Source organism: Paenibacillus sp. LBL, assembly GCF_029893715.1.
In the GTDB taxonomy this organism is placed as follows: Bacteria; Bacillota; Bacilli; order Paenibacillales; family Paenibacillaceae; genus Paenibacillus_AQ; species Paenibacillus_AQ glucanolyticus.
In genome coordinates this window covers 133,983-159,964 of the sequence record NZ_JARXYU010000003.1, presented here as the reverse complement: position 1 = coordinate 159,964, position 25,982 = coordinate 133,983, and the positions used below count along the sequence as shown (strand labels likewise).

14 protein-coding genes and 1 other RNA gene are annotated in these 25,982 nt (G+C 47.5%); all 15 read right to left on the bottom strand.

Features of this window, described 5'->3' with window-relative positions:
- Window positions 1-145: 145 nt before the first annotated feature.
- The 15 genes from M2277_RS09195 to M2277_RS09125 all read right to left on the bottom strand — a co-directional run bounded on the left by M2277_RS09195 (window position 146) and on the right by M2277_RS09125 (window position 25,918).
- On the bottom strand, window positions 146-4,981 hold the full coding sequence (locus M2277_RS09195; RefSeq protein ID WP_280754632.1) for a DEAD/DEAH box helicase: 4,836 nt from the start codon (window positions 4,979-4,981) through the stop codon (window positions 146-148).
- A 1,167-nt stretch (window positions 4,982-6,148) separates the two neighbouring features.
- Window positions 6,149-7,315, bottom strand: coding sequence for a DUF6575 domain-containing protein (locus tag M2277_RS09190; protein ID WP_280754631.1), 1,167 nt, complete (start codon window positions 7,313-7,315; stop codon window positions 6,149-6,151).
- Between the two features lie 16 nt (window positions 7,316-7,331).
- Window positions 7,332-7,724, bottom strand: a complete 393-nt coding sequence (locus M2277_RS09185; RefSeq protein ID WP_280754630.1) for a hypothetical protein — start codon at window positions 7,722-7,724, stop codon at window positions 7,332-7,334.
- Window positions 7,725-8,487: 763 nt separating this feature from the next.
- The gene (locus tag M2277_RS09180) at window positions 8,488-9,270 is read right to left on the bottom strand and encodes a hypothetical protein (protein WP_280754629.1); all 783 of its coding nucleotides are present in this window, start codon (window positions 9,268-9,270) and stop codon (window positions 8,488-8,490) included.
- Between the two features lie 945 nt (window positions 9,271-10,215).
- Window positions 10,216-10,580, bottom strand: a transfer-messenger RNA (tmRNA) gene (gene ssrA / locus M2277_RS09175).
- Window positions 10,581-10,890: 310 nt separating this feature from the next.
- Window positions 10,891-11,370 carry an SsrA-binding protein SmpB gene (gene smpB, locus M2277_RS09170; RefSeq protein ID WP_009593386.1) on the bottom strand — a complete coding sequence of 160 codons (480 nt, stop codon included), beginning with the start codon at window positions 11,368-11,370 and terminating at the stop codon, window positions 10,891-10,893.
- A gap of 152 nt (window positions 11,371-11,522) precedes the next feature.
- Window positions 11,523-14,198: a ribonuclease R gene (rnr, locus tag M2277_RS09165; protein WP_280754628.1), complete on the bottom strand. Its 2,676-nt coding sequence runs from the start codon at window positions 14,196-14,198 to the stop codon at window positions 11,523-11,525.
- A 194-nt stretch (window positions 14,199-14,392) separates the two neighbouring features.
- Window positions 14,393-14,623, bottom strand: coding sequence for a preprotein translocase subunit SecG (gene secG, locus M2277_RS09160; protein ID WP_006207643.1), 231 nt, complete (start codon window positions 14,621-14,623; stop codon window positions 14,393-14,395).
- Between the two features lie 318 nt (window positions 14,624-14,941).
- The gene (locus tag M2277_RS09155) at window positions 14,942-15,391 is read right to left on the bottom strand and encodes a PaaI family thioesterase (RefSeq protein WP_006207642.1); all 450 of its coding nucleotides are present in this window, start codon (window positions 15,389-15,391) and stop codon (window positions 14,942-14,944) included.
- Between the two features lie 20 nt (window positions 15,392-15,411).
- Window positions 15,412-15,597, bottom strand: a complete 186-nt coding sequence (locus M2277_RS09150) for a hypothetical protein (protein WP_006207641.1) — start codon at window positions 15,595-15,597, stop codon at window positions 15,412-15,414.
- Between the two features lie 3 nt (window positions 15,598-15,600).
- Window positions 15,601-17,280 (bottom strand): long-chain-fatty-acid--CoA ligase, encoded by a 1,680-nt coding sequence (locus M2277_RS09145; RefSeq protein ID WP_036644357.1) that lies wholly within the window; start codon window positions 17,278-17,280, stop codon window positions 15,601-15,603.
- Between the two features lie 76 nt (window positions 17,281-17,356).
- Window positions 17,357-19,147 carry an acyl-CoA dehydrogenase family protein gene (locus tag M2277_RS09140; protein WP_148248445.1) on the bottom strand — a complete coding sequence of 597 codons (1,791 nt, stop codon included), beginning with the start codon at window positions 19,145-19,147 and terminating at the stop codon, window positions 17,357-17,359.
- 715 nt (window positions 19,148-19,862) lie between these two features.
- Window positions 19,863-21,053, bottom strand: coding sequence for an acetyl-CoA C-acyltransferase (locus M2277_RS09135; RefSeq protein WP_006207639.1), 1,191 nt, complete (start codon window positions 21,051-21,053; stop codon window positions 19,863-19,865).
- Window positions 21,054-21,299: 246 nt separating this feature from the next.
- Window positions 21,300-23,741 carry a 3-hydroxyacyl-CoA dehydrogenase/enoyl-CoA hydratase family protein gene (locus M2277_RS09130; RefSeq protein ID WP_280754627.1) on the bottom strand — a complete coding sequence of 814 codons (2,442 nt, stop codon included), beginning with the start codon at window positions 23,739-23,741 and terminating at the stop codon, window positions 21,300-21,302.
- Window positions 23,738-25,918: a (Fe-S)-binding protein gene (locus M2277_RS09125; protein WP_280754626.1), complete on the bottom strand. Its 2,181-nt coding sequence runs from the start codon at window positions 25,916-25,918 to the stop codon at window positions 23,738-23,740. The genes M2277_RS09130 and M2277_RS09125 overlap by 4 nt, the downstream gene beginning before the upstream one ends.
- Between the last annotated feature and the right edge of the window lie 64 nt (window positions 25,919-25,982).

Genomic DNA, 25,982 nt, shown 5'->3' with positions numbered 1-25,982 from the left:
TATTCAATGAGATCTTGTTGATAACACTAATAAAGATTAAGTGCTTCCTATGTATCCATTCTTAAATAGTAATAATGAGCCCCCGTGTGACAATCTTAGAAATCCAGAATGGGCCCCTACTGGGGCCCATTCTCCTTCTAATAAATTAAATTGTTGGAATGTTTTCCGAAGTCCTCGTTGGGAATTTCGGCATTATTGGAAGCTGGTTAATTAAATTTATACTATCTATGCTTATCCTTACTATTCGCTTAATTAAGTCGACGATATAACGAGGATCCGATGACCAGTTGTTTGGATCATTTCTTATACCACTATCCTTATCTATACGTATTGTATAACGCTCCATTATCCACTCAATCGCCGACTTTCCATTTACGATATAATCATAAGCCTCAAGTGGAATATCGTGCAGCGCTAAGTCTTGATTAAACACAATCGTTCTTTTATCCGTTTTCCCACTAGTCTTTCCAAAAGCCATTTTCGTTACCCGATAACTAACTTCATCCATCAAAAGAGCTGTTTGTTCTGTTAGGGGATATGGTTCAACTGTTTCATAGTTTAAGTGTAATTCCCCTAATAAATATCCAACTCTACTATACTCCCAGAACTCAGTAACAAATGGAATTCGTGAAATCATTTTCGCTAGATCAGCTTCATAACGCTGACGGTATACTTGAGAGTGAAGTATGCCATACACATACCAAAAAATGTTTTCTTTAGTTATAGACTCATCTTTGTAGTACTGTTGAAACTCAGTAAGAGTACTATCAGGAATAGCCTCATGTCGAATATATCCCTTATAAACATTTGAGTTCTGTCCGTCGTCAAACCATTCCACCTGGACAAGATCCTCTTCTTTAGTATTTTGTATTTTCTCGTACCAGTACAGGGGGAAGCATTGACCAGTATCATGCATATGAAGATTTGGAATACAGTCTGTTACAAGTGCAGAGAATGCCTTATTAGCTCCTATTCCGGTAATTGAGATTACAATATTTTTATGTTCCGGTGTAGGAAAGAGGCGAGGCATTTGATAAACCATATCGTTAAAACGACGATTGAAATATAGCCATTGCTTTGAAAATGGACGATACATACTCTGTACTATTGATTCCTCTTCAAATTCATACTTTCTTCCTTTTTCGGCGTCAGACTTTAATCCTCTAGACCAGCTTATATTTTTGGGATCAGTATCAATAATCGAATCAATCGGCGGCAATTGATCTCTGTTCTTTCCTAAACACTTTTGTTTATATCTGTCTGTTTCGAAATTATAATTCGCAATCATTTGTCGCATATTCGATTGAACAGTTTCTTTAGAATAATTATATGCCCAAGCATCACGATTTGTCTTTACACCTGAAGAATAATGGCTGAAAACAGTAGTTGTACTATCATCCTGCTTGTTCCCTAAGGCCATGAATGTTTCAAACTCAGGATTTCTCTGGTTTATCCAGTCGCCATTTGCGTTAGGCTCTATTTTCTTCCAAGGTAAATTTTTTATGCTCTGAAATTCTTCTATTATAGACAGTTTTTCTTCACGATCTAAGTAATCCCCAATATCATGATAAAACAACTCACTGATACCAACATAGCTCGGGTCTTTTATTAAAACAGTAATAGCAACCGGCGTTCTAGAACCTGATCCGAAAATCTTCCCCCCTTCCTTCCGTGAAAGCTCTCCCGATGTCCGTTGGTTCCCTCTCAAGTTAAACACATACAGACTACTATATTCTTCAGTCAAACATTTTCGCAGACCATCAGCTGCATTCCCGTCAATAAAGGAACCATTTGTTACAAAAGCTACAATTCCTTTATCTTGAATTCGATCAGACGCCCATCGAATAGCGCGTATATAAGAATCATATAAGCTGTTTTTATTAGTAGCACTTGATTGAGCTGCATACGTATTTCGAATTCTCGTATCAAGTGTTGGATAATTTATATTTTGATTATTGTCATTAGCACTTGTTTGCCCAGCTGAATAAGGTGGGTTACCTATAATAACGCGAATATCCTGTAGTTTTTGACGATTAACACGTTCACTATTTTCCGGCAACGTTTGCTCATCAACCCAATCACGATTTTCAGCCATCTGAAAAGTATCAGTAAGAACCATACCATCGAAAGGTTTACTGTCACCCTTTAAGGAACGGTAAGTACTTTCAATGTTTATTGCTGCAATGTAATAAGCCAATAATACTAATTCATTGGCGTGAAGCTCTTGGTGATACTTATGAGTAATATCTTCTGGTGTTAAAAGTCCAGATTGAAGCAAGCGTACAATGAATGTTCCCGTACCTGTAAAGGGATCAAGTATTTGAACACCCCTTTCAGTCAACCTTGTGTTGAAGTGTTTACGCAATGCGAACTCAACACTGTGGATAATAAAATCAACTACTTCCACTGGAGTATAAACAATTCCCAGACGCTCTGCCATTCTAGGAAATGCATTATTGAAAAAGGTGTCGTAAAGATTCTTAATTAATTCTTGTCGTGACTTTTCACTCTTTGCAAGTTGAACTCGTTGACGCACATTGTCATAGAATCTCTCTAAGCTTTCAATTTCACTATCCATTGCATGGTCATCCATGATTGTAATTACTGTTTGCATCGACCTCGAAACAGGATTACTTTCTGTAAATGAATACCCTTCAAACAATGCCTCAAATACAGGCCGGGTTATGACATGTTGAGCAAGCATCTCAACAGCCTCTATATCACTTACAGCAGGATTTAAATTATCTCGGAGCCCCTTCAGAAAATCATCGAAAGCTTTTCTTGCTTTGGGGAGTTTTAGCATCTCATCAATCCGTACGATTATACGCTCAGCAATCTGTGCTACATTTTTCGCCCAATCATTCCAGTATTCCAAATCTCCTAGCTTCTTTGGAATAGCTGCATAAACAGCTTCAGAAATAGCTTCTATAGGGAGTTCTGGGAAATCAAGAGCCCCTTGGATTTCTCCACCTGACTCGCCGTCATCTTTACCCCCAGTCGGATCAACAATGACTTGGATCTTTTTCCTAAACTCGGCTTCATCAACTAGAGATTCATCATGCGCTCTTAACGCCTTAATAACTTTCCAAATGCTTTTAAATTGCCTATCATTCTCAATATAGCTGTTATAATCTTTGATCTTCGATGATGGAATTCCAACAGGTAGAATAATATAACCATATTGCTTATTTCCATCCCTTGATTTTCTCATGACTCGGCCAACCGATTGAACTATATCAACAATCGATTCACGGGTATCGAAAAAGACAACCGCGTCAAGAGAAGGGATATCTATGCCCTCAGATAAGCAACGTGCATTAGATAGAATCCTGCATTGTCCCTCACCAGGATCTTGTTTTAACCATTCAAGAGCACTTTGGCGTTTTAATGCATTCATTCCCCCATCGACATGGTCCAATGAACAATGAACCATGCCTTCGCTACCATTACGCTCTCCTCGACTATATAAATTAACCAGCTCAGTAAAAGTTTCAGACATAGCTTTAGAATCTTTAATAGAGCGAGAAAATGCCACTGCTCTATGCATAGGGTTTGTATCTTCTATTACCGCTTCGGTCCCTTCATCAGAAACATTCATGAGACCTTGCTTGGATAGACCCTTCCAGCTCCCAATAATTTTAGTAGCAAAACGATGATCTATTGCTTTCTTGCTGTCTATTTTGTACGCGTTAAAATCGTTTGCTAATGACGCCATTCGCTCTTCATCAACTGCTACGATTAACACTTTATATTCTGCGAGCAAATCTTTTTGAACAGCCTTACCAAATCCAAGACGATAAAACTCCGGTCCAAACGTCGACTCATCGTCCATTGAATACAATATAGCGTGTTTTTCCCCAGCCTTTTCCCTTGACTTTTCATTATAAATTCTAGGAGTTGCCGTCATATACAGGCGTTTCTTGCCACTAATAATGGCTTGTTGATGTACTTTTACAAAATCAGAAACGTCGTCATTTTCCAAAGTAATTCCAGTTGTCCGATGTGCTTCGTCGCAAATAATTAGATCAAACTCACCAAGACCCTGTCTCTGAGCATCCGCAACAACTTGAATCGATTGATAAGTCGAAAAGATTACAGTTCGTCTATCGTTACTAGCTCTCTGTACAGCTTGAGCCAATTTATAGGAATCTGTTGTAGCTGGGTATGCTAGATCATGTGCACGAATATCTTCATTCTCTTTACCAACTTTACTGTCAGAACATACCGCATAAGAATGGATCGGCTCAATAGATTCAGCTGTCCATTCACGTAAGGTTTGAGACACAAGTGTGATTGAAGGAGCAAGAAATAATACCTTTCCGTTTTTACTGGTTATCTCTTCAGCAATTCGAAGTGAGGTGAATGTTTTACCCGTACCACACGCCATAATGAGTTTCCCACGATCATTAGTACTATACCCTCGTTTGGCTTCCTCAAGAGCTTCTTCTTGATGAGGAAGGGGCCTTTTGCGACTACGTAATCGAATATCTGTGATGTTCGATAAACTAAACTTATCCCAATCAATTGGACTAGCAGCCAGATCTTGTACTCTCAAGCGAAACACAGGTATTATTTGATTCTCCAAAGCTAATTCAGCTTGTTTGCCCCACTTATCAGTTGTTGAGACAATAAGACGATTCGTAAAGGATTGTTCGCCTTCATCAGTAATAAAGCGTTTCCCTGAGGCTGTAAAAAACGAATCAATATCCGATTTTTGTATAGTATAATTTCCATCGAAAAACTTACATTGAATTGCCCAATAATCACCTGTATCACGTTCTCTAGCAACTATATCGATTCCATCATCCCCACCCCAACGATACTGCCAATCTGACCAAAGCCATACGTCACTTAGTCGATCTGCATATTGAGGATCAGTCATTAAGTAATTTACAATTAGACGCTCAAAGAGATCTCCTTTGTCCCTATTGCTACGAGCTGCAACTGCAAACTCATTGAGTAATTTATATAGAGTGTCCATCTCAAAACCCCTATCTATACGATTCATATATTATAAATTCTATTATTTTGTCGAATTACCTGCCTTAGTCACAACTACATCACTATGTGACCAGCTTCACGTACTAGACTCTTATTTCAGGGACACTCCCAGACCAGTTTCTAAATAATTTGTATACCTGCTTTTTATGTTTTGTTTCTGTTTTATGTATCTTTTATGGCTTATAGTCTCAAATACTGTTTTATTATGCCTATGTGCAAAAGCATTTGAATACACTTCTCCATTAAACACCAAACGAACTACTAAAAAAATTATATTCTCGCTCTTCCGTAAACCACCTCATTGTTTCCCTCCTAATCTCACATCTCACACAAACATGGATGACATATCATCAGGATCTAATCAAAATCTCTACACTCTGAGAGTACGAAAAAGCATTAATTAAAGATATTATAGATATATTTTAAAGATGGAGTTGATTACATGGCCGTAGGCAAACAAAAAAAGCTTTCAACATTGTCGAAGGGCCATTCTTCGATAAGATGCTCGATGATGGAGAAAGTCCAAATAAATATGCAACTTGATGTATTGGAAACACTTCCAATATCTCGGTGACCACGAAGTATAATTATGCGAAGATGCGTAGAGCTACGATTAATGGTGATATTCAGGCGAAAAAACTACGCTCTGGAGGGATGCAAAAGGATAGCTCTGCACTAACTATCTCACAAAGGAAGAACGCTAGACCCACTCACATAGCCGCGGATAAGGTGAAGCACAATCTGAACCGCGATTGCCGCCGATTCTAGTGAAGAATATGTTCAGATGGTGCCTATAACGGTTATACCTTCTTGAATCTATACTAGAAGAGAAGCACGCTGAAGTGTTAGAGCTGACTGAACCTGGTGACTCGGATATTTTAAGAGTCGATTGGCTGGGGCGAGGCATACGCACAATTGAAAGAACGAAAGTATGAATAAGAATAAACTAGGAAACACGCCTATTATCCCTTAAAAACAGCAAAAGAGAACGCAATAATGGCCGTTCTCCTTCAAGTTTATGCTTTTGGAGGAATCAGATAGAGTACGAGTGAGTTGCCAGGGATGTGATGGGTATGCATTACACAATTTATTAGGCTCTATATAGCCACTTTCCTGAACTGTAGAGTATCTTTGATTTATCGTTTGGCTATTGAAATGAAATTAGGGTATATGTTGACTTCTCCTCCTCAGTAAATATATGAATTTCCGTTTTTTGTTCAACGACTGCTTTGACTTTTACGGGTACAACAAACTGCTGATCTCTCAAATTCTTACCAATTAACCCACTTATGTGCTCATCATTATCCGTGTGAAGATAAAACTTATTAGAATCTGTGATAACTCCAACCAACGTTCCCTTAACTTCCAACTGTTTCAACTCAGTTTTTGTCTCTTTTATAAGAATATCTATAGCTTTTTTGATATTTCCCGAATCAAGTGAAGCCTCCTTGTATTTTTTATTTGGGGATGCCCACTCAACTTTAATTCTTGTATCCTCATTGTTCAGTTTATTTAATAAAGTATAATATGTCTTTATAGCTCGAATATTTAGCCCTTTTATAACTGCTCTAAACTTTTCAACTTCAGATGTTGCTTCGAAAAGCTCCATTAGTTTTTCCAATGTGCCTGATGCATCTGTATCACCGAAGATTCCTTGTTGTGTATCAGACTTCAATCTAACCCCGAAGGAAGCAGCAAAAAATCCGGTAGCCTTCAGTTTGTTTATGTTCATAACATTTCTCGAAACAGGCCCTCGATTATTTATTGCATTTGATCCCATGTAGTATGCTAAGTTCTGAGTGGCAACTAGCACTTCCCCCAATAGTTCTGCATCAATTTCATTACTATGCCGATCACTTACATTTAGGGATAGATCTAAAACATCTCTTCCAGTACGAATAGCGTTAAGAACCGTTGCTTCTTCTTTCGGTGGGAGCGATGATTTTTGCTGCTCAAATTCCAAGAATGAATCGGGATCAGGTAACTCGTCCTCTATAATACTTCCCACTTCTCGGAATTTGATTTCTACACTGTCACACTCTCCCTTTGAGGTACAAACCTCCAATACCATATTGTTTTCTGATTGGACAATACAATCACGTAAAGACACCTCCCCATTTAGTATAAGAAGGTACCTTGTTCCACTTACAGCCACATAAAACCATGTGTCATTTGTGGTTGTTGTATCGATCCAATTGACAATGTATTTTTGCCCCGTCAAGCTTTCACAAGCGAACACTTTGGGACCATCATAGTACTCAAAAACTTTAATGATTTGAACAGCCCCAATAGGGAACGGAAGAGTATAATTCATAGAAACCATCCCTAACTCAGGAATTATCCCCAAAATATTTTTTTGCGTCAACGCCGGTATAAACCCACCAGTTTATATGTGATTTATGATCTGGTTCTGAGGCTACCCCAGTTTCTCTGGCTATCTGACCTTCGACTATGTGTCCTCTTCTCTTAAAAACGACAATATTTTTCTTTGCTTTCTGTATTTGCTTAATATCAGTAAATACAGAAATCGCACAAGCTTCGCATTCTTTAATAGGTGGATAGGGCAGATTTGCTTCTTTATGGCTGTAGAAATCCTCATCCAGCGGCGGATTATGTAGAGCTAATCTATAAACTGGATTTATGTCTCTTGCTTTTGCACTGCTAGGAGGGCAAGACACCGGATAGTGGTCTCCCCATTTACCATTATTACCACTGACAGACATAGTATCCTCTCCCATTTATACTTAACCAATAGAAACAATATGACTTAGATAAAATAATTTCCACCCTATCTTAACCCAACCTCACTTAATTCGTAAATATAATAATTAGTCGGCAACGTGTCGACAACCAACATTCTAAGGTTCCACGATTTCTAACATAGTTGTTAACTTACAATACCTCGTTTCTCTACAGAGATAATTATTTTTCTCACCGTCACTTCAACTTAACGTCCATAACCGCGAATAAACCAATGAAGTTCTAAGAATCTTTCTTTATTGATTAAACTTCAGTATGCTTATACCATATTAATGTAAGCTTCACATTCTAAGTGATAATTCACAACCATATTGGCTGCATATTATTAATCAGTCACTGACTTTCTCCGTAAGTTACATATTTCAATTGATATCAATACGAAACACCAATCCCTAATCTAAACCGCATACTTATGCTTTATTTTCACTAGAATGTGTGCAAATGCTTGACGCAACGGTAAGCACTTGTTTTTAAAATGACAACGAAACTAAGAATTTATGGTTTCCTAGCTACATAAAAAAACCCGCTCAACTGAGCGAGTATTTTTATGGAGGCGAGGGAGCCGAACAGCTTTCTTTTATGCTTGATATATACCTGGCTATGTCACTAAGCCTAAAAGGCAGTTAAGCAACAAGCTTTATTGAACTTTATAATTTCACCTTGTGTACCTAAACTTATTTGCTTTTATTTGTTTTGTCTACAAAGTTCCTAATAAACCAAGTCATCTTAATTTTCTTTTCTAAACCTATGTTCATGATTTTTTTGTAGCTTCACCTCCATATAGGTTGCGACCCACCAAGAAAGAAATCCAATTAGAATCCATAAAGCAAGCCCATAAATCTTGAAATCTGTTTTGATAAGAAAGTAAGCAAACAGCATTTCCGATAGTAAAATTCCAAAAGCATTACCATGTTCTCTTAAATGTCTGTAAGATTCAACATATTCGTTAACCCAACGTTCTTTTTTACTCGGCTCTTTGCTATTATCTTCTTTATTATTTTTATTGGTTTCTTCTTTTATAGACTGTTTACCAACCGCCCTAACTCGGCTCAATATTAAATAAAACACATATAGGCGTGATTTTCTCCCCCCCTTTATTAAGCCAAAAATTATAAACCTAAATGTATGAAGGAAGAGTACAAACATACTTGAAATATACATGTATAAAAAACCAGCCACTAATAAGATCACCATCGATAAAACTGTCACTTCATTTACTGTAATTTCGGCCACTCGGGCCAAAGAACTATTTTCTTTTGAAGTTTCAACGACAACCTCTCTATTATCTAATCTAACCTTATCTGGAGATACTCCCTCAAATTCAAAGGTAGTATTAAATAACAGGCTATACACCTCCTGATGTATTTCTTCCCCATCCTTACTCTTAAATTGGAACGAGTTTCCTATATAATCGTGATAGTTATAAAACAAATAGAAAAGAATTATAACACCAAAAATCGTTCCAGCAAGATAGCGTATCAAATAATATTCCCAAAATCGATTTTTCAATTTTACCCTGACCCTCTCCATTAGAGATATTGCTCACCTTACAACTGGGATTCATTATTTTTCATTAGATAACGAATTCAAAATAATTTCTTTGTGAGTATACCGGCAATTAACCATTTCAACCAGTCTTGTCACCTTTTCATAGCCTGATTCTATCTTTTTAAAATAGCATCTAACTCTCTCAGCATTCTGCACTCCTATCCTTTTAACAATTCAATTCAAACCTATTACTTTTTACCTAGGTATATTTTTTCTACACAAATTTCTATCTTCCTCTAAATTGGAATTATAAACCGACCTTTAACTAATTAAGAACAGTGATGCATTCATTGTGTCTTTATATGTTTGAAACTAAAGATGCGTGTATTAGTTCCTATTTCTGAAAACCCATTACTTAGGTGGCTATTCACTTACTGCCTTTTCCTTAGTCAATGCGGTATCTCTTCGAAAGTTGAAAGGTAGCCTCCCCACCTTCCATAACTTTGAAAATCCCTTTTTTATTTCTAGTTCTTCTATGGCATCACAGTGGACTTTCTCAGTATTTATGAAAACCATCAGAACAGCAGACTATGTTTTGTTATTAATCTGTGGAAATTACTTAAACTCAGTGAATTAATGTATGAATTGGATTACTTAAAGAAGAGAACTTAAAGAAAAATCTTACCTTTAATTGATAATAGGATACCTTCAATTTAAGATAGTTCCATAAATAAGATACACTTGAAGAATAAATAAAACACATACTCCATTTTAAATAATTGAAACTGAAAAAAAATAACCAAATCGGGGGCTACATATATTGGGATTTACCCAAAATATATTTCTAATACTAACATATACATCTACATTTCCTATCTTGAGCTATTGCAGTTATCCTTTTGTCTACAAATTGTCTATAAATCTGCTCTAAAATAAGCAAAAACCCGCTCAATGAGCGGGTTATATGTATGGAGGCGAGGGGAGTCGAACCCCTGTCCGAAGATAACGACAACACAAGCTTCTACGGGTGTAGTGACAGATTTGATGTCACCCTAGGAACTCCCTGTCACCGGATTCCCTTCAGGTCAGCCTGATTGTCTTCTTCAGCTAGCCCCAGGCGGAGACTAGACAGCGTATCCCACTAAAGTTGAGCCCTCATCCCGGTACATGGGCGATACAGAGCGAGAGCACGCTCACAGGTTATTAAGCTGCGAAAGCGTAGTTGTTTTGTTGTTTGCCGTTTAATTGGCTTTAGCGTTGATGAAGTGGACGCGTCCCCACTACCCGCTACTCATGCCCGAACTATCCCCGTCGAATCCAAAAACGCCCCCTTAAGTTGGAGAAATGCCGGTGCTTTGCACCTTGGCGTTCCTGCCAAAAAGGGCTATCGGATTAAATCAAAGAATATTCAGCCATAGCAGTCGATCTATGCCGCAGACTCTTTCCCTCCAAGAAAGAAGAATGCGCCAACTGTATGCTGATTGTCAAAGATCTTATTGATCTCACTTACATCACTTAGTATATCACATTTGACATCAAATTGATATATACATTGCAGGTAACACAGCTAAAAGCTGCCATCCCACAACGTTCATTAAACATGATGCCGATTTCTTAAACGCAAGCCACGGATAACCGTAATTACCTTGCGATCTTCTGCTTCTCGCGCAACGCACGCTGGATATCGCGTTGTGCATCTTTCTTGGCGGCATCGGCGCGCTTATCGTACTGTCGCTTACCTTTACCGAGGCCCAGCAGTAACTTCGCATAGCCGTTACGGATGTAGATCTTCAGCGGTACGATTGCGTAGCCATCCTGCTTAGACAGGCCCAGCAGCTTGCGGATCTGCTCCTTGTGCAGCAGCAGCTTCCGTGTCCGCGTAGGGTCCGTTGGGTTGTTGCGGTTCCCCTGCTCGAACGGGCTGATATGCATGTTATGGATATGAATCTCGCCATTCCGAATGGTTGCGAACGCATCTCCAATATTGGCACGGCCGTTCCGTATGGATTTGATCTCCGTTCCGGTCAACACCATCCCGGCTTCATACGTATCCTCGATGAAATAATCATGGGAAGCTTTTTTGTTCTGGGCCAGAACCTTCCCGTCACTTTTCTTACCCATGGTCTCACCCCTTGTCGTCAACAATGTTTATGAAAAAAGGACTTCCGGCAGACCGCCAATATGCAATCTCACCAGAAGTCCATTGTATCAAACGTCTGCCTCCAAAAGCAAGGCGGGGCAAGCTTCTCCAGCGTCAGATGGGAAGTGGAACCTTACTTTTTCTTCTTGCGGACAAAAGCAGCTGTACTGTTCCCGCCCTTGTTCTTCCGCTTGCGGCCACCGCCGCCTCCAGCAGAGCCATTGCCGCCGGAGTTGCCTCCACCGCTGGCACCGCCCGGCGTTGCTCCGGCTCCGATGAAGATGCCGCTGCCCGACGTCTTCTTGCGCCGGTTCTTGCCACCGGCGCCGCCTGAGCTGCGGGCATTGCGGTCAAAGCCGAGGGCGCCGCCGCCCGCGGAGGTGTAACCGCCTTTGCCAGAGCCAAAGGCGAAGTTCGACGCCTGCGACGGCTGCTCGCCCGTCTCGGCAGCAGCTTCACCGCCGCCGCGCTTGCCGCGCCCGGCGGATGCGCCATCGCCGCGGCCGCCCTGGCCGCCGGCGCTGTCACTGCGGCGTCCGCCTGGCGCGCCGCCTTCACCCGGGCTGCGCTTGCCGCCGCGGCCCTTACCCCCGCGGGCTGCGCCGTCGCGGGCACCAAACCCGCGGCCGCCGTTGCCGCCGCGGTCGCCTTCGCCGCGCCCTTGACGGCGCGGCTTCATATCCACCATCTCAAAATCGATGGTGTGGTCGTCCATGTTCACCTTCGCCACGCGAACCTTCACATCATCACCGATGCGGTATACCTTCGAGGTCCGCTCCCCGATGAGCGCCATATGACCCTCATCGAAATGATAATAATCGTCGGTCATCGCACTGAGACGAATCAAGCCTTCAACCGTATTCTCCAGCTCAATGAACATGCCGAAGCTGGTCACGCTGCTGATAATGCCTTCGAATTCTTCACCGACCTTATCCAGCATGAACTCCGCTTTCTTGAGGGCTTCCGTATCCCGCTCGGCATCCACCGCCACACGTTCCCGTTCCGAGGATTGCTGCGCAATGTCAGCCATCCGGCCGGACAGATGCTCGTGGCGCTTCTCATTGAGCGCGCCGCCGCTCTCCAGCACTTCCCGGATGACCCGATGAATGACCAGATCGGGATAACGCCGGATCGGAGACGTAAAGTGGGAATAATACTCTGCCGCAAGGCCGAAGTGGCCCGTGCTCTCCGCATCGTATTTCGCCTGCTTCATCGAACGGAGCATCATCGTGCTGAGCACGGTCTGCTCCTTCGTGCCTTGAATATCCTCCAGCAGGTTTTGCAGGGCGCGCGGATGGATCGAGTTGCCCCGTCCCTTCACCTGATGCCCGAAATTGGCCGCGAACGCCATAAAGTTCTGCAGCTTCTCCTGATCCGGGTCCTCATGGATCCGGTAGATGAACGGCACCTTGAGCCAGTGGAAATGCTCAGCCACGGTTTCGTTGGCGGCCAGCATGAATTCTTCAATGATCTGCTCCGCGATGGAGCGTTCTCTTTTGACGATATCCACGGCTTTGCCGTTCTCATCCACGATAACCTTGGATTCCACAAAATCAAAATCCACCGCGCCACGGCGCATCCGGCGATTCCGCAGCTTCAGCGCCAGCTCACGCATCAAGCGGAAATCATCGACGAGGTCACTGTAGCGCTCGATCAGCTCGGGATCCTCATCCACCAGAATTTTGCGCACATTATTGTACGTCATTCGTTCCTTCGTACGAATTACGCTGGTGAAAATGTCGTGCTTCACGACCTTCATCTGATCGTTAAATTCCATTTCGCAGGACATCGTCAGACGGTCCACCTGCGGATTCAAACTGCAAATCCCGTTGGACAGACGGTGTGGAAGCATCGGAATCACCCGATCCACCAGATAGACGCTGCATCCGCGGTTGTAGGCTTCCTTATCCAGCTCAGAGCGCTCACGCACGTAATAGCTGACGTCGGCAATATGAACGCCCAGACGGAAGTTCCCGTTCGGCAAACGTTCTACATTCACTGCGTCATCGAGATCCTTGGCATCTTCGCCGTCAATCGTCACAATGTTCAGCCCGCGCAGATCGCGGCGGCCCTGCTGTACAATCTCATCTTCCGTAATGGAATCCGGCGCTGCATCCGCCTCGGCCAGCACTTCCTCCGGAAAACCCTCCGGCAGCTGGTGCTTGCGGATAATGGACAGAATATCGATGCCCGGATCATCCTTGTGACCCAGAATCTCCACAACTTCGCCCTCAGCCGCAGCTCTTCCTTCCGGATAGCTGACCAGCTTCACCACAACCTTCACGCCATCAACAGCACCGTTTATGGCATGCTTCGGAATAAAAATATCCCGGTTGATCCGTTTGTCATCCGGCAGCACAAAGCCATAGGCTTCATGGTTCTGGAACACGCCGACCACTTGCGTCACAGCGCGCGTCAAGATACGGACAACTTCGCCTTCCATTTTGCCGCCGTCGTTATGTTTGGAACTAATCTTGATTAAGACGATATCTCCGTTCATGGCACTCTTGAGATCATTGGCATGAATGTACACATCCGGGTGCTCCCGGTCGTCTGGAATCAGAAAAGCAAAGCCCTTCGCATGGGCCTGCAGACGTCCGCGCAGCAAAGACATCCGTTCCGGCACGCCATAGCGCTGGGTGCTCGTCAGGATGATTTTTCCGGATTGCTCAAGCTCATTCAGCAGCTTCAGAAACTCCCTGAATTCATGGGCGTCTTCAATCGCAAAATGTTGTTCCAATTCCTGGTACGTCATCGGTTTGTATGCAGTTTCCCGCATAAAGTCCAGTAAAATTTGTTCAGTTATCATGATTATCACCTCGGGGAACCTGCAATTTCATCGTTCCTCTATCCATTCTTTACCTTCATATACACATACCCTAGTATACACGAAATTAATCTGCGGTATCCTTCGGACCATACGAAAGATATAATTTTACATTTTTTAGGCAAATAAAAAACCCCCGCTCTTCCAAGAGTGAAAAAGCGAGGGTAACATTCTTGTTATTTCAACATAGCAACAACGATGGCCAAAATCATAAATCCAGCTGCAAGACCTACCGTTGTGCGCTGCAGTACGAGATCCATACCGCGAGCCTTCGTTTTACCAAAAAGATGTTCCGCACCGCCGGAGATGGCACCGGCAAGACCTGCGCTTTTCCCTTTTTGGAGAAGAACGACAGTAATCAACCCGATGGAAAAAATAACAAGCAACACTTCAAAAAATATAACCATGACTTCCACCTCCTACGTATGTAAACATCTGAATTTATTATCTTAAGAGACATTCTAGATTCTACATGAAAAACAGCATTTTCATTGTACCACAGCTTTATCGCCTTGACAAGAATAACAGGGATTAACAAGGACCGGAACATTCTGTTCCCTGCTTGACCGGTTTCTTCCCCTATCAGAGCTTCCTAGTGAGATTTAAACGTCTATCATGCTTCAATGCATGTCCCTAAAAAATAATCCGCTTAAAAAACGGCCTGCCTCCTTCTCCTTCAAAGGATAAGGATGACAGACCATCGGTTCCATAGCAGCCGCGCTGCTTTATTTCACCCGGAACGACCCCGTGCTGATCGCGACAAGATCGCCCTTCTCATTCGTAATCTTGCAGTCCGTTGTCACCGAACGGTGGGTCTGGTGCACAATGCTTGCCGTTACGGTTAGCATTCCTGCCCTGGCGGGCATGACAAAATGCACGTTAAGATTGCTAGTTACCGTGGACTCGCCGGGACGCTCCAGCATGACCGCAATGCCCATGGCATTATCCATCAATGAGGAGAGCACGCCTCCATGCACAATCCCCATCATATTCATATGATGAGGCTGTGCATCCAGGGTTACAACAACCGCCTCCGAATTGGCAGACGCAAGCTTGCAGCCGAGATATCCCCAGAAGGTGGGCTCTGCCGCTTTGGTCATGGCCTCCATGTATGCCTCACGGTCGAATTCCGGCTGTCCGGCCTTCGTGTCCGGGTTGGTATTGGTATGATTCATCAGGCCGCCTCCTTTTTTTCTTATGACATTATTACATACGGTCTCCATTCCTGCCGCATACCATTTATGGAGTAATGATGTGAAATTCCGATCGCTCCCATCCCGATCGAGGCTTGCACGGCAAACGGTCTGCGTCCGGGATAATTCCGACCGATTTCTCCATTAAATCCGCCCGTCTCGACAGCATCCAACATGACCCATTCCATGCATCAGCCTGTCGGTCTGCCTTCCTCTTCCTCCTCCAGGAGCTTGCGGCGCAGCACCTTGCCTACCATCGTCTTCGGCAGCGAGTCGCGGAACACATACTGACGCGGCACCTTGTACGCAGCCAGTTGACTGCGGCAAAACTTCTCAAGGCCCGAAGGGTCCGGGGAAGCCCCGTCCTTCAGAACGATATACGCTTTTACCGTTTCTCCGCGATATTCGTCCTTGGTTCCAACGACTACCGCTTCCTTCACGGAAGGGTGCTCATACAGCACCTCCTCGATTTCCCGAGGATAAATATTGAAACCGCTTGCAATAATCATATCCTTCTTGCGGTCGATGATCGTAAAATACCCCTCTTCGTCCATCGTTGCCATATCGCCCGTGAACAGCCAGCCGTTGCGAAGCGTCTCAAAGGTCTCATCCGGCCGATTCCAATAACCCATCATCACCTGCGGCCCTTTCACGATCAGCTCGCCGGGTTCGCCGATCGGCATTTCATCGCCCGTATCCGGGTCGACCACCTTGGCATCGGTATCCGGAACCGGAACGCCGATCGAGCCGATTTTTCGTCTTCCCCAGATCGGATTCACATGGGTAACTGGCGAGGCTTCAGTCAAGCCATACCCTTCGATCAGCCGGCCCTTCGTCAGCTCCTCGAATTTATCCTGCACCTCAACCGGAAGCCCGGCAGAGCCGCTGACGCAGGCATTGATCGAAGACAGATCATATTCCTTGATCCGCGGATGATTGATCAGGGCAATGTACATGGTCGGCGCGCCCGGGAAGAGTGTCGGCTTCATTTTTTTAATGAGGTCCAGGATCATGGTCACTTCAAATTTCGGTACCAGAATCAGCAAGCCTGCCCGAAAGATCGCTTGATTCAGCAGTACCGTCAGCCCGAACACGTGAAAACAGGGGAGTGCCGCCAGATACCGCTCTTTCCCATCCTCGACCTGGAAGCACCAGTTCGCCGACTGTACGGTATTGGCGATCAGATTCATATGCGTCAGCATCACGCCTTTCGGGACACCGGTCGTGCCGCCGGTGTACTGCAGCAGGGCCAAATCCTTCTCGGCGTTCACGGATTCGCAGATCGGTTCATTCGAAGAGGCGGCTAGCAGCTTTTTGAAGGCATGAACACGGTCGCTGTAATGGACAACAGGAAGAGGACCATCCTTCTTTGCCTTGATCGGATACAGGAGGTTCTTGGGGAACGGCAGATAGTCCGCCACGGATGTGACGATGAGATGCTGCAGCTCCGTCTCCTCAATCACGTTCTCGACCCGGGACACAAACATATCCATGGTGATGATGATTTTGGTACCGGAATCCTTCATCTGATGCGCGATTTCCCGCTCCATGTAGAGCGGGTTTGTCATCACGGCCACGCCTCCGGCAAGGAGCACGCCATAATACGAAATGACCACCTGCGGGCAGTTGGGCAGCATAATCGCTACCCGGTCACCCTTCTTGATCCCTTTGCTGCGGAGCGCGTTCGCCATACGGTAGGACGACTCCAGCAGACTTTTGTAATTGATCGTTTTGCCCATAAAATACATCGCCGGTCGATCCGGAAACTTTTGCGCCGACGTCACGAGAAATGAAGCCAAATTCTGTTTCGGATAATCAAAAGCGGGGGCTACTTCCGGTGGATAAAACGGCAGCCAAGGCTTTGCATCCATACAAAACCAACCCTTTCCTAAGGAATGCTCCTTCTTTCCTACTCCAAGAAAAATCTCTCTCTGTTGAGGTAGCGGTTTATACCGTGTACCGTTCGTTCTTGACTACGCGTGCTGCGATGCTGCGCTTGAGCGCCACCGTATCAACCGGATTGCTGCGTGTCAGTTTCTTGAGCACCGACAGCTGCATGCGCAGCATATCGCCGGTTTCAACCGAGGCAAGCGTCTCTTTTGCGAGTGCTTCCATGCGCTGGAACGCCTCATATGCGTACACCTGCGTCATCTCGATCATGCTGGCTGCTTTTTCCTCCGACGTGCGGGCAATCTGCTTGCGGGTACGGAGCAGTGCACTCTCGAGGGCATAAATATCAATCATCATATCCGCCAGATTGGACAAGGCCTCCTGTTCTTTCTCCAGCTTCGTTCCAAACTTCTGAACCGCCAGACCGCCAGCGAGGAGGAAAATCTTCTTGCTCATGTCCAGGAAGTGCGCTTCCTGCTCCAGTGTGCCCTCAAAGGTTTGACCTGGCACCAGCTGCAGCAGCTCGCCTTGGAGGCTTTGCGCTTTCTGCAGAAGCGCGATTTCGCCTTTCATGGCCTTCTTCACAAGTGTACCCGGAATCAGGAGCCGGTTGATCTCGTTCGTGCCTTCGAAGATGCGGTTGATGCGGGAGTCGCGATAGATGCGTTCCACTTTATATTCTTGTATATACCCGTAGCCCCCATGAATCTGAACCCCTTCATCTGCCACAAAATCGAGTCCTTCCGAACAGAACACCTTGTTGATCGAGCATTCAATCGCATAATCGGAGATCGCTGCAGCCGAGTGGATTCCCGCATCCTCTCCGTTGTAATCGATGTCCTGCATCGCTTCGTCAAGTAGTCCTGCGGTACGGTACACCATGCTCTCCATCACAAAGGCGGTGATGTTCATCTCAGCCAGCTTTTTGCGCATGAGCGGGAACTGCGAGATTGGCGTATCGAACTGTTTGCGTGTATTAGCATATTTCGCGCTCAGCTCAATGGATTCCTTTGCTGCACCAACGGTTCCGGCTGCCAATTTGTACCGTCCGATGTTCAGGATGTTAAAGGCAATCCGGTGTCCTTTTCCAATCTCGCCCAGCAGATTCTCCTTCGGTACCTTAACGTCTTCAAAAAAGAGCGGACGCGTCGAGGAGCCCTTGATGCCCATTTTCTTCTCTTCCGGCCCCAGCGTGAAGCCTTCCATCTCCTTCTCGACAATGAACGCGGTGAAGTGCTCTCCGTCAATCTTGGCGTATACGATAAAGATATCCGCAAATCCGGCGTTAGTTATATATAGCTTCGATCCGTTCAAAATATAATACTCTCCGTCATCGGACAGGCGTGCCGTGGTTTTGGCACCCAGCGCATCTGAGCCGGAGGTCGGCTCCGTTAAACAGTAAGCTGCGATTTTGGTACCGGTTGAGAGATCCGGCAGGTACTTCTGTTTCTGCTCGGTCGTGCCGAAGAACACGATCGGCAGCGTGCCGATTCCGACATGAGCACCGAACGAAAGGGCAAAGGACGAGCCTTTGGCCAGGTTCTCGTTAATAATCGTGGAGCTGACTTTATCCAACCCGATGCCGCCGAACGGCTCCGGCACATCCGCCCCCAGCAGACCCAGCTCACCGGCTTTGCGAAGCAGGTCTACCGTCATCTCATAATTCAGCTTCTCCAGCTCTTCATCATGCGGCACCACTTCGCCCTCGATAAAGTCACGTACCGTCTCACCGATCATGCGGTGCTCCTCCGTGAAATCCTCTGGTGTCAGAATGCGCTGCACATCGGGATTGTCGATGACAAAGCTGCCGCCTTTGATTTTCGGTTCTTTGGTTTGGTTATCGCTCATGATTGGTTTCCCCTTTCGGAATGTGGAATTAGGCGAAAAACAAGGATTGCCTTGGTGGTGCTGGGATGCTATTTAAATGCATGGCTGTGAAAAAATACTGGTTGCTGCGTGCGCGGATTGTACTGGTATGTGACCATTCGATCGATCAAGTACATCCGGTGATAGTACCGGTCGCTGCGCGTGCGGATTGTCCTTCCGATCGCTGTTGATTTTGGATTTCCGGAATGGGTCTATTAATAGTAGAAATCCAAAATCAAAGGCGACCACTTCGTTTCTCCAGTACAACTCCGCCCTCTCCGCTGGGCTGACGCTCTGCAGGAAGCCCCCAACTTGCGGCTATCATTGCATTCGCCTGTGGTTTGGAGTAAGTGGTGCGATGCCCGGTCCGTGTACGGAGCGGATATCGCACAAAGACAGATAAGTGACGTGACAGAAATTGATAGATTGAAAATCTGGAATTTCTACTTTAAGGGATCAACTACTGTTGAGGTATAGAGGTGTTGATCCCTATTTCAGGTGATCTCACCGATACTAGACTGTGGCTATCCCTCCCTGCCTTCAGCACCTTGGTCAGGAGGTATAAGTCCCTTTTGTGGACTTATTTCGGGGATTGGCCCCGGTTGAGCGCCTCCAAGTCCCTTTTAGGGACTTGTTCCGGGAATTCACCCCGGCTGAGACGCTCCAAGTCCCTCTTCCCTCTATCACTACCTCCTCCTTACGCTCCGGCGGCGTGCACCTCGAACACTCCGGCGGCACCCATACCGCCGCCGATGCACATGCTCACGACGCCGTAGCCGCCACCGCGGCGGGCGAGCTCGGAGACGAGGCTGACGGTCAGCTTGGCGCCGGTGCAGCCGAGCGGGTGACCGAGCGCAATGGCACCGCCATTGACGTTGACCTTGCTCTCGTCAATGCCCAAGGCACGGATGATGTGCAGACATTGCGAAGCGAACGCTTCGTTAATCTCGAACACATCCACTTGATCCAGCTCGATCCCTGCCATGCGCAGCGCTTTCGGGATCGCTTCAACGGGTCCTACCCCCATAATCTCTGGCTCAACGCCCGCCAGGGCGAATGATCTGAAGGTAGCCAGCGGCGTGAGACCCAGCTCCTCCGCTTTCTCGCGGCTCATGACGGCTACGGCTGCTGCACCGTCGCTCGTCTGGGACGCGTTGCCTGCGGTAACGGAACCTCCGAGGGCAAAGGCCGGCTTGAGCCTTGCCAATACCTCCGGGGAGGTATCCGGCCGCACCCCTTCATCCGTATCCACGGCGAAGTTGCTGCTGCGGACCTTGCCCTGCTCATCCGCGGCAGCCAGCGATACGTTCACGGGCACGATCTCGTCCCGGAACTTCCCTTCAGCGATGGCAGCCGCTGCCTTAGCGTGGCTGCTGGCCGCGAAGGCATCCTGCGCTTCGCGGGTAATGCCAAAGCGGCGGGCCACCTCCTCTGCGGTGTGTCCCATGCCGATGTATACCTCAGACATCTCCTCCACAATTGTCGGATGCGGTGCTGGCTTGAAGCCGGTCATCGGCACATGGCTCATGCTCTCGACGCCGCCTGCCACGATGACTTCCGCATGGCCAAGCATAATGCGCTCTGCCGCAAAGGCGATCGCTTGCAGTCCCGAGGAGCAGAAGCGATTGACGGTCAGGGCAGGGACCGTCACCGGATATCCTGCATACAGCGAGATGATCCGCGCTACGTTGAGACCCTGCTCACCCTCCGGCATTGCACAGCCGAGAATGATGTCCTCGACATCCTCTTTTTTTAGACCCGGCGCGCGCTCAATGACGGCTTCCAATACCGCCTTGCCAAGATCCTCTACGCGCGTCTGGGCGAAACTTCCTTTCTTTGCTTTCCCTACCGGAGTACGGGCAAGGGATACTATGACTGCTTCTCTCATGCCATTCACCTCATCAACTTGAAATGGTTGAATCCAATTCGGATATGATTGCTGGACACTAATCGGCCATGATATGAATTTGTAACGGGTGGAGCTAATTCAAGAGCCTCCATGATCTAACTTCAACAGCACGGATAACTGCCACCCACGCACTGTATGCACGGTTGATTTATCGAATCGCACTTGACGAATAATAGCTAATCTTTAACTGTAAAGAAGCTCTCTCCAAAACAGCTCTCATCACTCCTAATTACGCAGCGGCTTGCCCTTAGCCAGCATATGCTGCATGCGCTGCTGGGTTTTGGCCTCGCCGAGCAGGCTGAGGAACGCTTCGCGTTCCAGGTCGAGCAGGTGCTGCTCGCTTACTACAGTTCCGGCCGGAACGTCGCCGCCTGTCAGGATATGAGCCAGCTTCCTCGCGATCAGCAGATCATGATCGCTGATGTAGCCGCTTCGCTTCATATCGATGGCGCCCAGTTGAAGCACGGCACGGCCGTCGCGGCCGACAACGCGGGCTTTGCCCGGCTGTGGCGGCACATAGCCTGCCCGGTCCATCGCAAGGACCGCCTGCTTCGCTTCATAGATCCGGTAATCCTGATTCATGACCACCGTATCTCCGCTGCGTCCGTAACCCATGCGGATCGCTTCATGTCCGCTGGTCGATGCCTTCGCCATCGCCACCATCTCGAAGATCCTGTTGATCTCCGGCTGGAGATCATGGTCCGCATCCGGATGCCGGTTGCTGGTCATGAGCGCCAGCTCCTTGCAGCCGCCGCCTGCCGGAATGAGACCCACCCCTGTCTCCACGAGACCGAAATACGTCTCCGCCGAGAAGATGATTCGGTCGGCCGGCAGGCACGCTTCCACGCCGCCGCCGAGTGTCATCCGGTGAGGCGCAGCCACAACCGGCTTCTCCAGCCCCTTCAGCTTCATCATGCTGCCCTGGAACAGACGGATGATGTCATCCACCTCATCCCAGTCACCGCTCTGCGCTTCCATCAGCATGAGCATCAGGTTCGCGCCAACGCAGAAGTTGCGGCCTTCGTTTGCGACCACGAGCCCGCGGTAATTCGCCCGAATCTCTTCGACACTCTGCTGAATCATGACCAGAATATCGGCACCAATCGCATTATTCGGAGAGGTGAATTCAAGACACGCTACACCATCCCCAAGATCAATCAGGTTCGCGCCCGTGTTTGAGCGAATAATCCGGTTTTGCGACTTTAAAGTCTGCAGCGAGATCAGCTCCGGCTGAACTTCCACCCCTTTGTACTCGCCTTTGAAATAATGGAACGCCTCGCCGTCCTTCTGCTGATAGAAGGTCTTATTCCCGGCGGCAATCCAATCCTTCACCCAAGCTGGGACGGTCAGTCCTTCTGCTTCCATGCGCTGCACCGATTCCGGCAGTCCGATCAGATCCCAGGTCTCGAATGGACCGAGCTCCCAGTTGAAGCCCCATTTCATCGCGTTGTCGATGTCCTGAATGGAATCCGCGATCTCACCAAGCTTATCGGCAGCATATACAAGCACCTGCTTCAATACATTCCAGGCCAACTCCGAGTAGCGATCCTGCGTACTTAGGAATGCTTTGATCTTCCGTTTGGCTCCCTTCACCGCTTTCGCAGCTTCGATGGAAGCGGAGCTTATTTTGGCGCTCGGGTGGTACTCCATCGTTGACAGGTTGAGCGATAAGATCTGACTGCCTTTATCGCCCTTCACTTTTTTATAGAAACCCTGGCCGCCCTTCTCTCCGATCCAGCCGCGGGTGACAAGCTCATTCATCACATCAGGTACCGTGAACACGTCTTTCTCGGCGCCATCCGGCACTGAGTCGTAAACATTTCTCGCCACATGGACAAACGTATCGATGCCCACAAGATCCAGCGTACGGAAGGTTGCACTCTTCGGGCGTCCCAGAATCGGACCCGTGGCCGCATCCACTTCCTCCACCGTATAGCTGTTCTTCACCATCTCCTGTAGCGTAACGAGGAGTCCGTAGGTGCCAATCCGGTTCGAGATGAAATTCGGCGTATCCTTTGCCAGAACAACCCCTTTGCCAAGGCGCTTCGTACAGAATTCAACCATGAACTTCGTAATATCCGGATCGGTGTCAAAGCCCGGGATAATCTCCAGAAGCTTCATATGACGCGGCGGATTGAAGAAATGGGTCCCCAGGAAATGACTTCGGAATTCCTCGCTGCAATCCTCGACCATGGCATTAACGGAAATACCGGAGGTGTTCGTGCTGACGATGGCCCCTTCTTTACGCACACCTTCGATCTGCTTGAAGATGCTTTTCTTGATTTCCAGACGCTCCGTGACCACTTCAATGATCCAGTCCGCATCCTTCAACTGGCTTAGATGATCCTCCGTGTTCCCCGGCGTGATCCGGCTCACAAAGTCGGCGCTGTACAGCGGGGCCGTGCTGGATTTAGACAGTGCCGCAACGGCCTTGGCTGCAAGCCTGCTTCGAACCTTGGGATGATCCAGCGTCAAGCCGGCTTTCTCCTCCTCGGCGGTCAAGGAATTCGGAACGATGTCGAGCAGCAGACAGGGAATTCCTGCATTGGCTAGATGGGCGGCAATACCCGACCCCATGACACCAGAGCCGATTACGGCTGCTTTGGTTATGTTTCGACCTGCGACACCGGAACCGCTGACGACTTCTTTGGTAATGGTATTACTCATTGCACAACGACCTCCTGTTCATGGATTTCAGATAGACCGAATACGGATAATTCCAAGATTTCCGCGATATCTCGCGTTTTGACGCTTTCTTCCACTTCCTTCAGCTTCGTGCCATCCTCCAGCATCGTCAGGCAGAACGGACAAGCCGAACTGATCATGGTCGGCGACACGGACAGCGCCTGCTCGGTACGCGCCAGATTCACGCGCTTGCCAGCGTCCTCTTCCATCCACATCTGACCGCCGCCGGCGCCGCAGCACATCCCGTTCTCCCGGCTGCGCTCCATCTCCAGCAGCTCGACGCCCGGAATGGCGCGCAGCACATCGCGCGGCTGATCATACACGTCGTTATAACGCCCAAGGTAGCAGGAGTCATGATACGTGATTTTCTCCTGAACCTGATACTGTGGCTTAAGACGTCCTTCCTTCACCAGCTGATCCAGCAGCTCCGTATGGTGAATCACTTCGGCCGTGAGACCAAATTCCGGATATTCGTTCTTGAAAATATTGAATGTATGCGGACAAGCTGTGACAATCCGTTTCACATCGTACTTCTGGAACGTCTCGATGTTCTCCATGCACAGCTGCTGGAACAGAAATTCATTGCCCATGCGGCGCGGCGTGTCGCCCGAATTCTTCTCCTCGTTGCCAAGAATGGCGAAGTTGATGCCTGCTTCGTTCATCAATCGGACGAAGGCCCGGGTAATCTTGCGGCTGCGGTTGTCATACGAGCCCATAGACCCGACAAAGAACAGCACATCAAAATCCGGATTCTCCTTCACGGTAGGAATCTTCAGCTCCAGAGTTCCTTCGGGATCAACCTCCTTCACCCACTTGCTGCGATCCGCACGGCTGATCCCCCAAGGGTTGCCCTGACGCTCGATGTTCTGCATCGCGCGCTGTCCTTCCTGCGGCACGCTGCCCTCCATCAGAACGAGATGGCGCCGGAGATCCACGATTTTGTCGACATGCTCGTTAGCTACCGGACATTGATCCTCACAGTTGCGGCAGGTGGTGCATGCCCAGATCTCTTCCTCCGTCATGACGCCGCCGATCAATTGAACGTCCTTCGGGTCTACCCCCTCGACTTGATGCCAGGAGCTCTTCTGCACGTCCATCGTCGGACCGATATCAGTAATCCCCTCGCCCTTCCAGCCGACAAGAGCCAGATCCGTAGCAGCCATGGAGTGAACACCAGGCGATCCAAACACCGACGCCGGCATCCACGCCGATTTGGAGGTGAGTGCGGCTCCTTTTTCCGTCAGATGATCCCTGAGCTTGACAATCATGTGCATCGGCGATAGCAGCTTGCCTGTATTCGATGCCGGACATACGTTAGTGCATCTTCCGCACTCCACGCAGGCGTAGAAATCGAGCATCTGCTTCTGCGTAAAGTCCTCAATCTTGCCCACCCCGAATTCCTCGGCCTCTTCATCCTCCAGATCGAGCTTGCTGAGCTTGCCTGGAGGATCCGTGCGGCGTACCAGGATGTTGATCGGTGCCGTAATGAGGTGAAAATGCTTCGATTGCGGTACATAGAGGAGGAACGACAGCAGAATAAGCAGATGGAGCCACCAGAACACGAAATAACCAACCGTGACCGCCACCGGCGGCATCCAGGTGAAAACAGCCGCAATGCTGGATGAGATGGGCGCCATCGCCGACCACGCCAGTCCTTCCCGAAGCCGTTCAAAAGCCATCGTCAGCAGTACCGAGGCCATCAGCGCCGTGATGAAAAACACGACAATGCTTGGCTTCCACCCTCGCTTCAGCCGCTTCAGCTTCTCGCCGTAACGCCGGTAAGCCGCATAACCGATTGCCAGCAGGATCAGTGTCACCGTTATCTCCTGCATGAGGATGAAGCCGCCATGCCCCGGAATCGGCAAGCTGTGCCCTGACAGCCCCTTCCATATAATGTCGAGCGCACCGAACTGCAAAATGATAAAACCATAAAAAACGATAAAGTGCATGATACCGCTCTTGCGGTCCTTGAACAGCTTGCTCTGTCCGAACACCTGAATGGCGAATTGGCTCAGGCGTTCCTTCATATCCTTCTTCAAATTCGCTGGCTTGCCCAGACGGATATACAGGTACCGTCGATACACCACCGTAGCGAACATGTACACTGCCCAGCCGGTGATCCCGACAAAGAGAAGCGCGTTGATTAGTTGTAGAATCATCTCTCTTCAGCCCCTTGCGTTAGAATCATCTGCCCTGGTTCTTCTAATAGTGCAGTCTTAATTT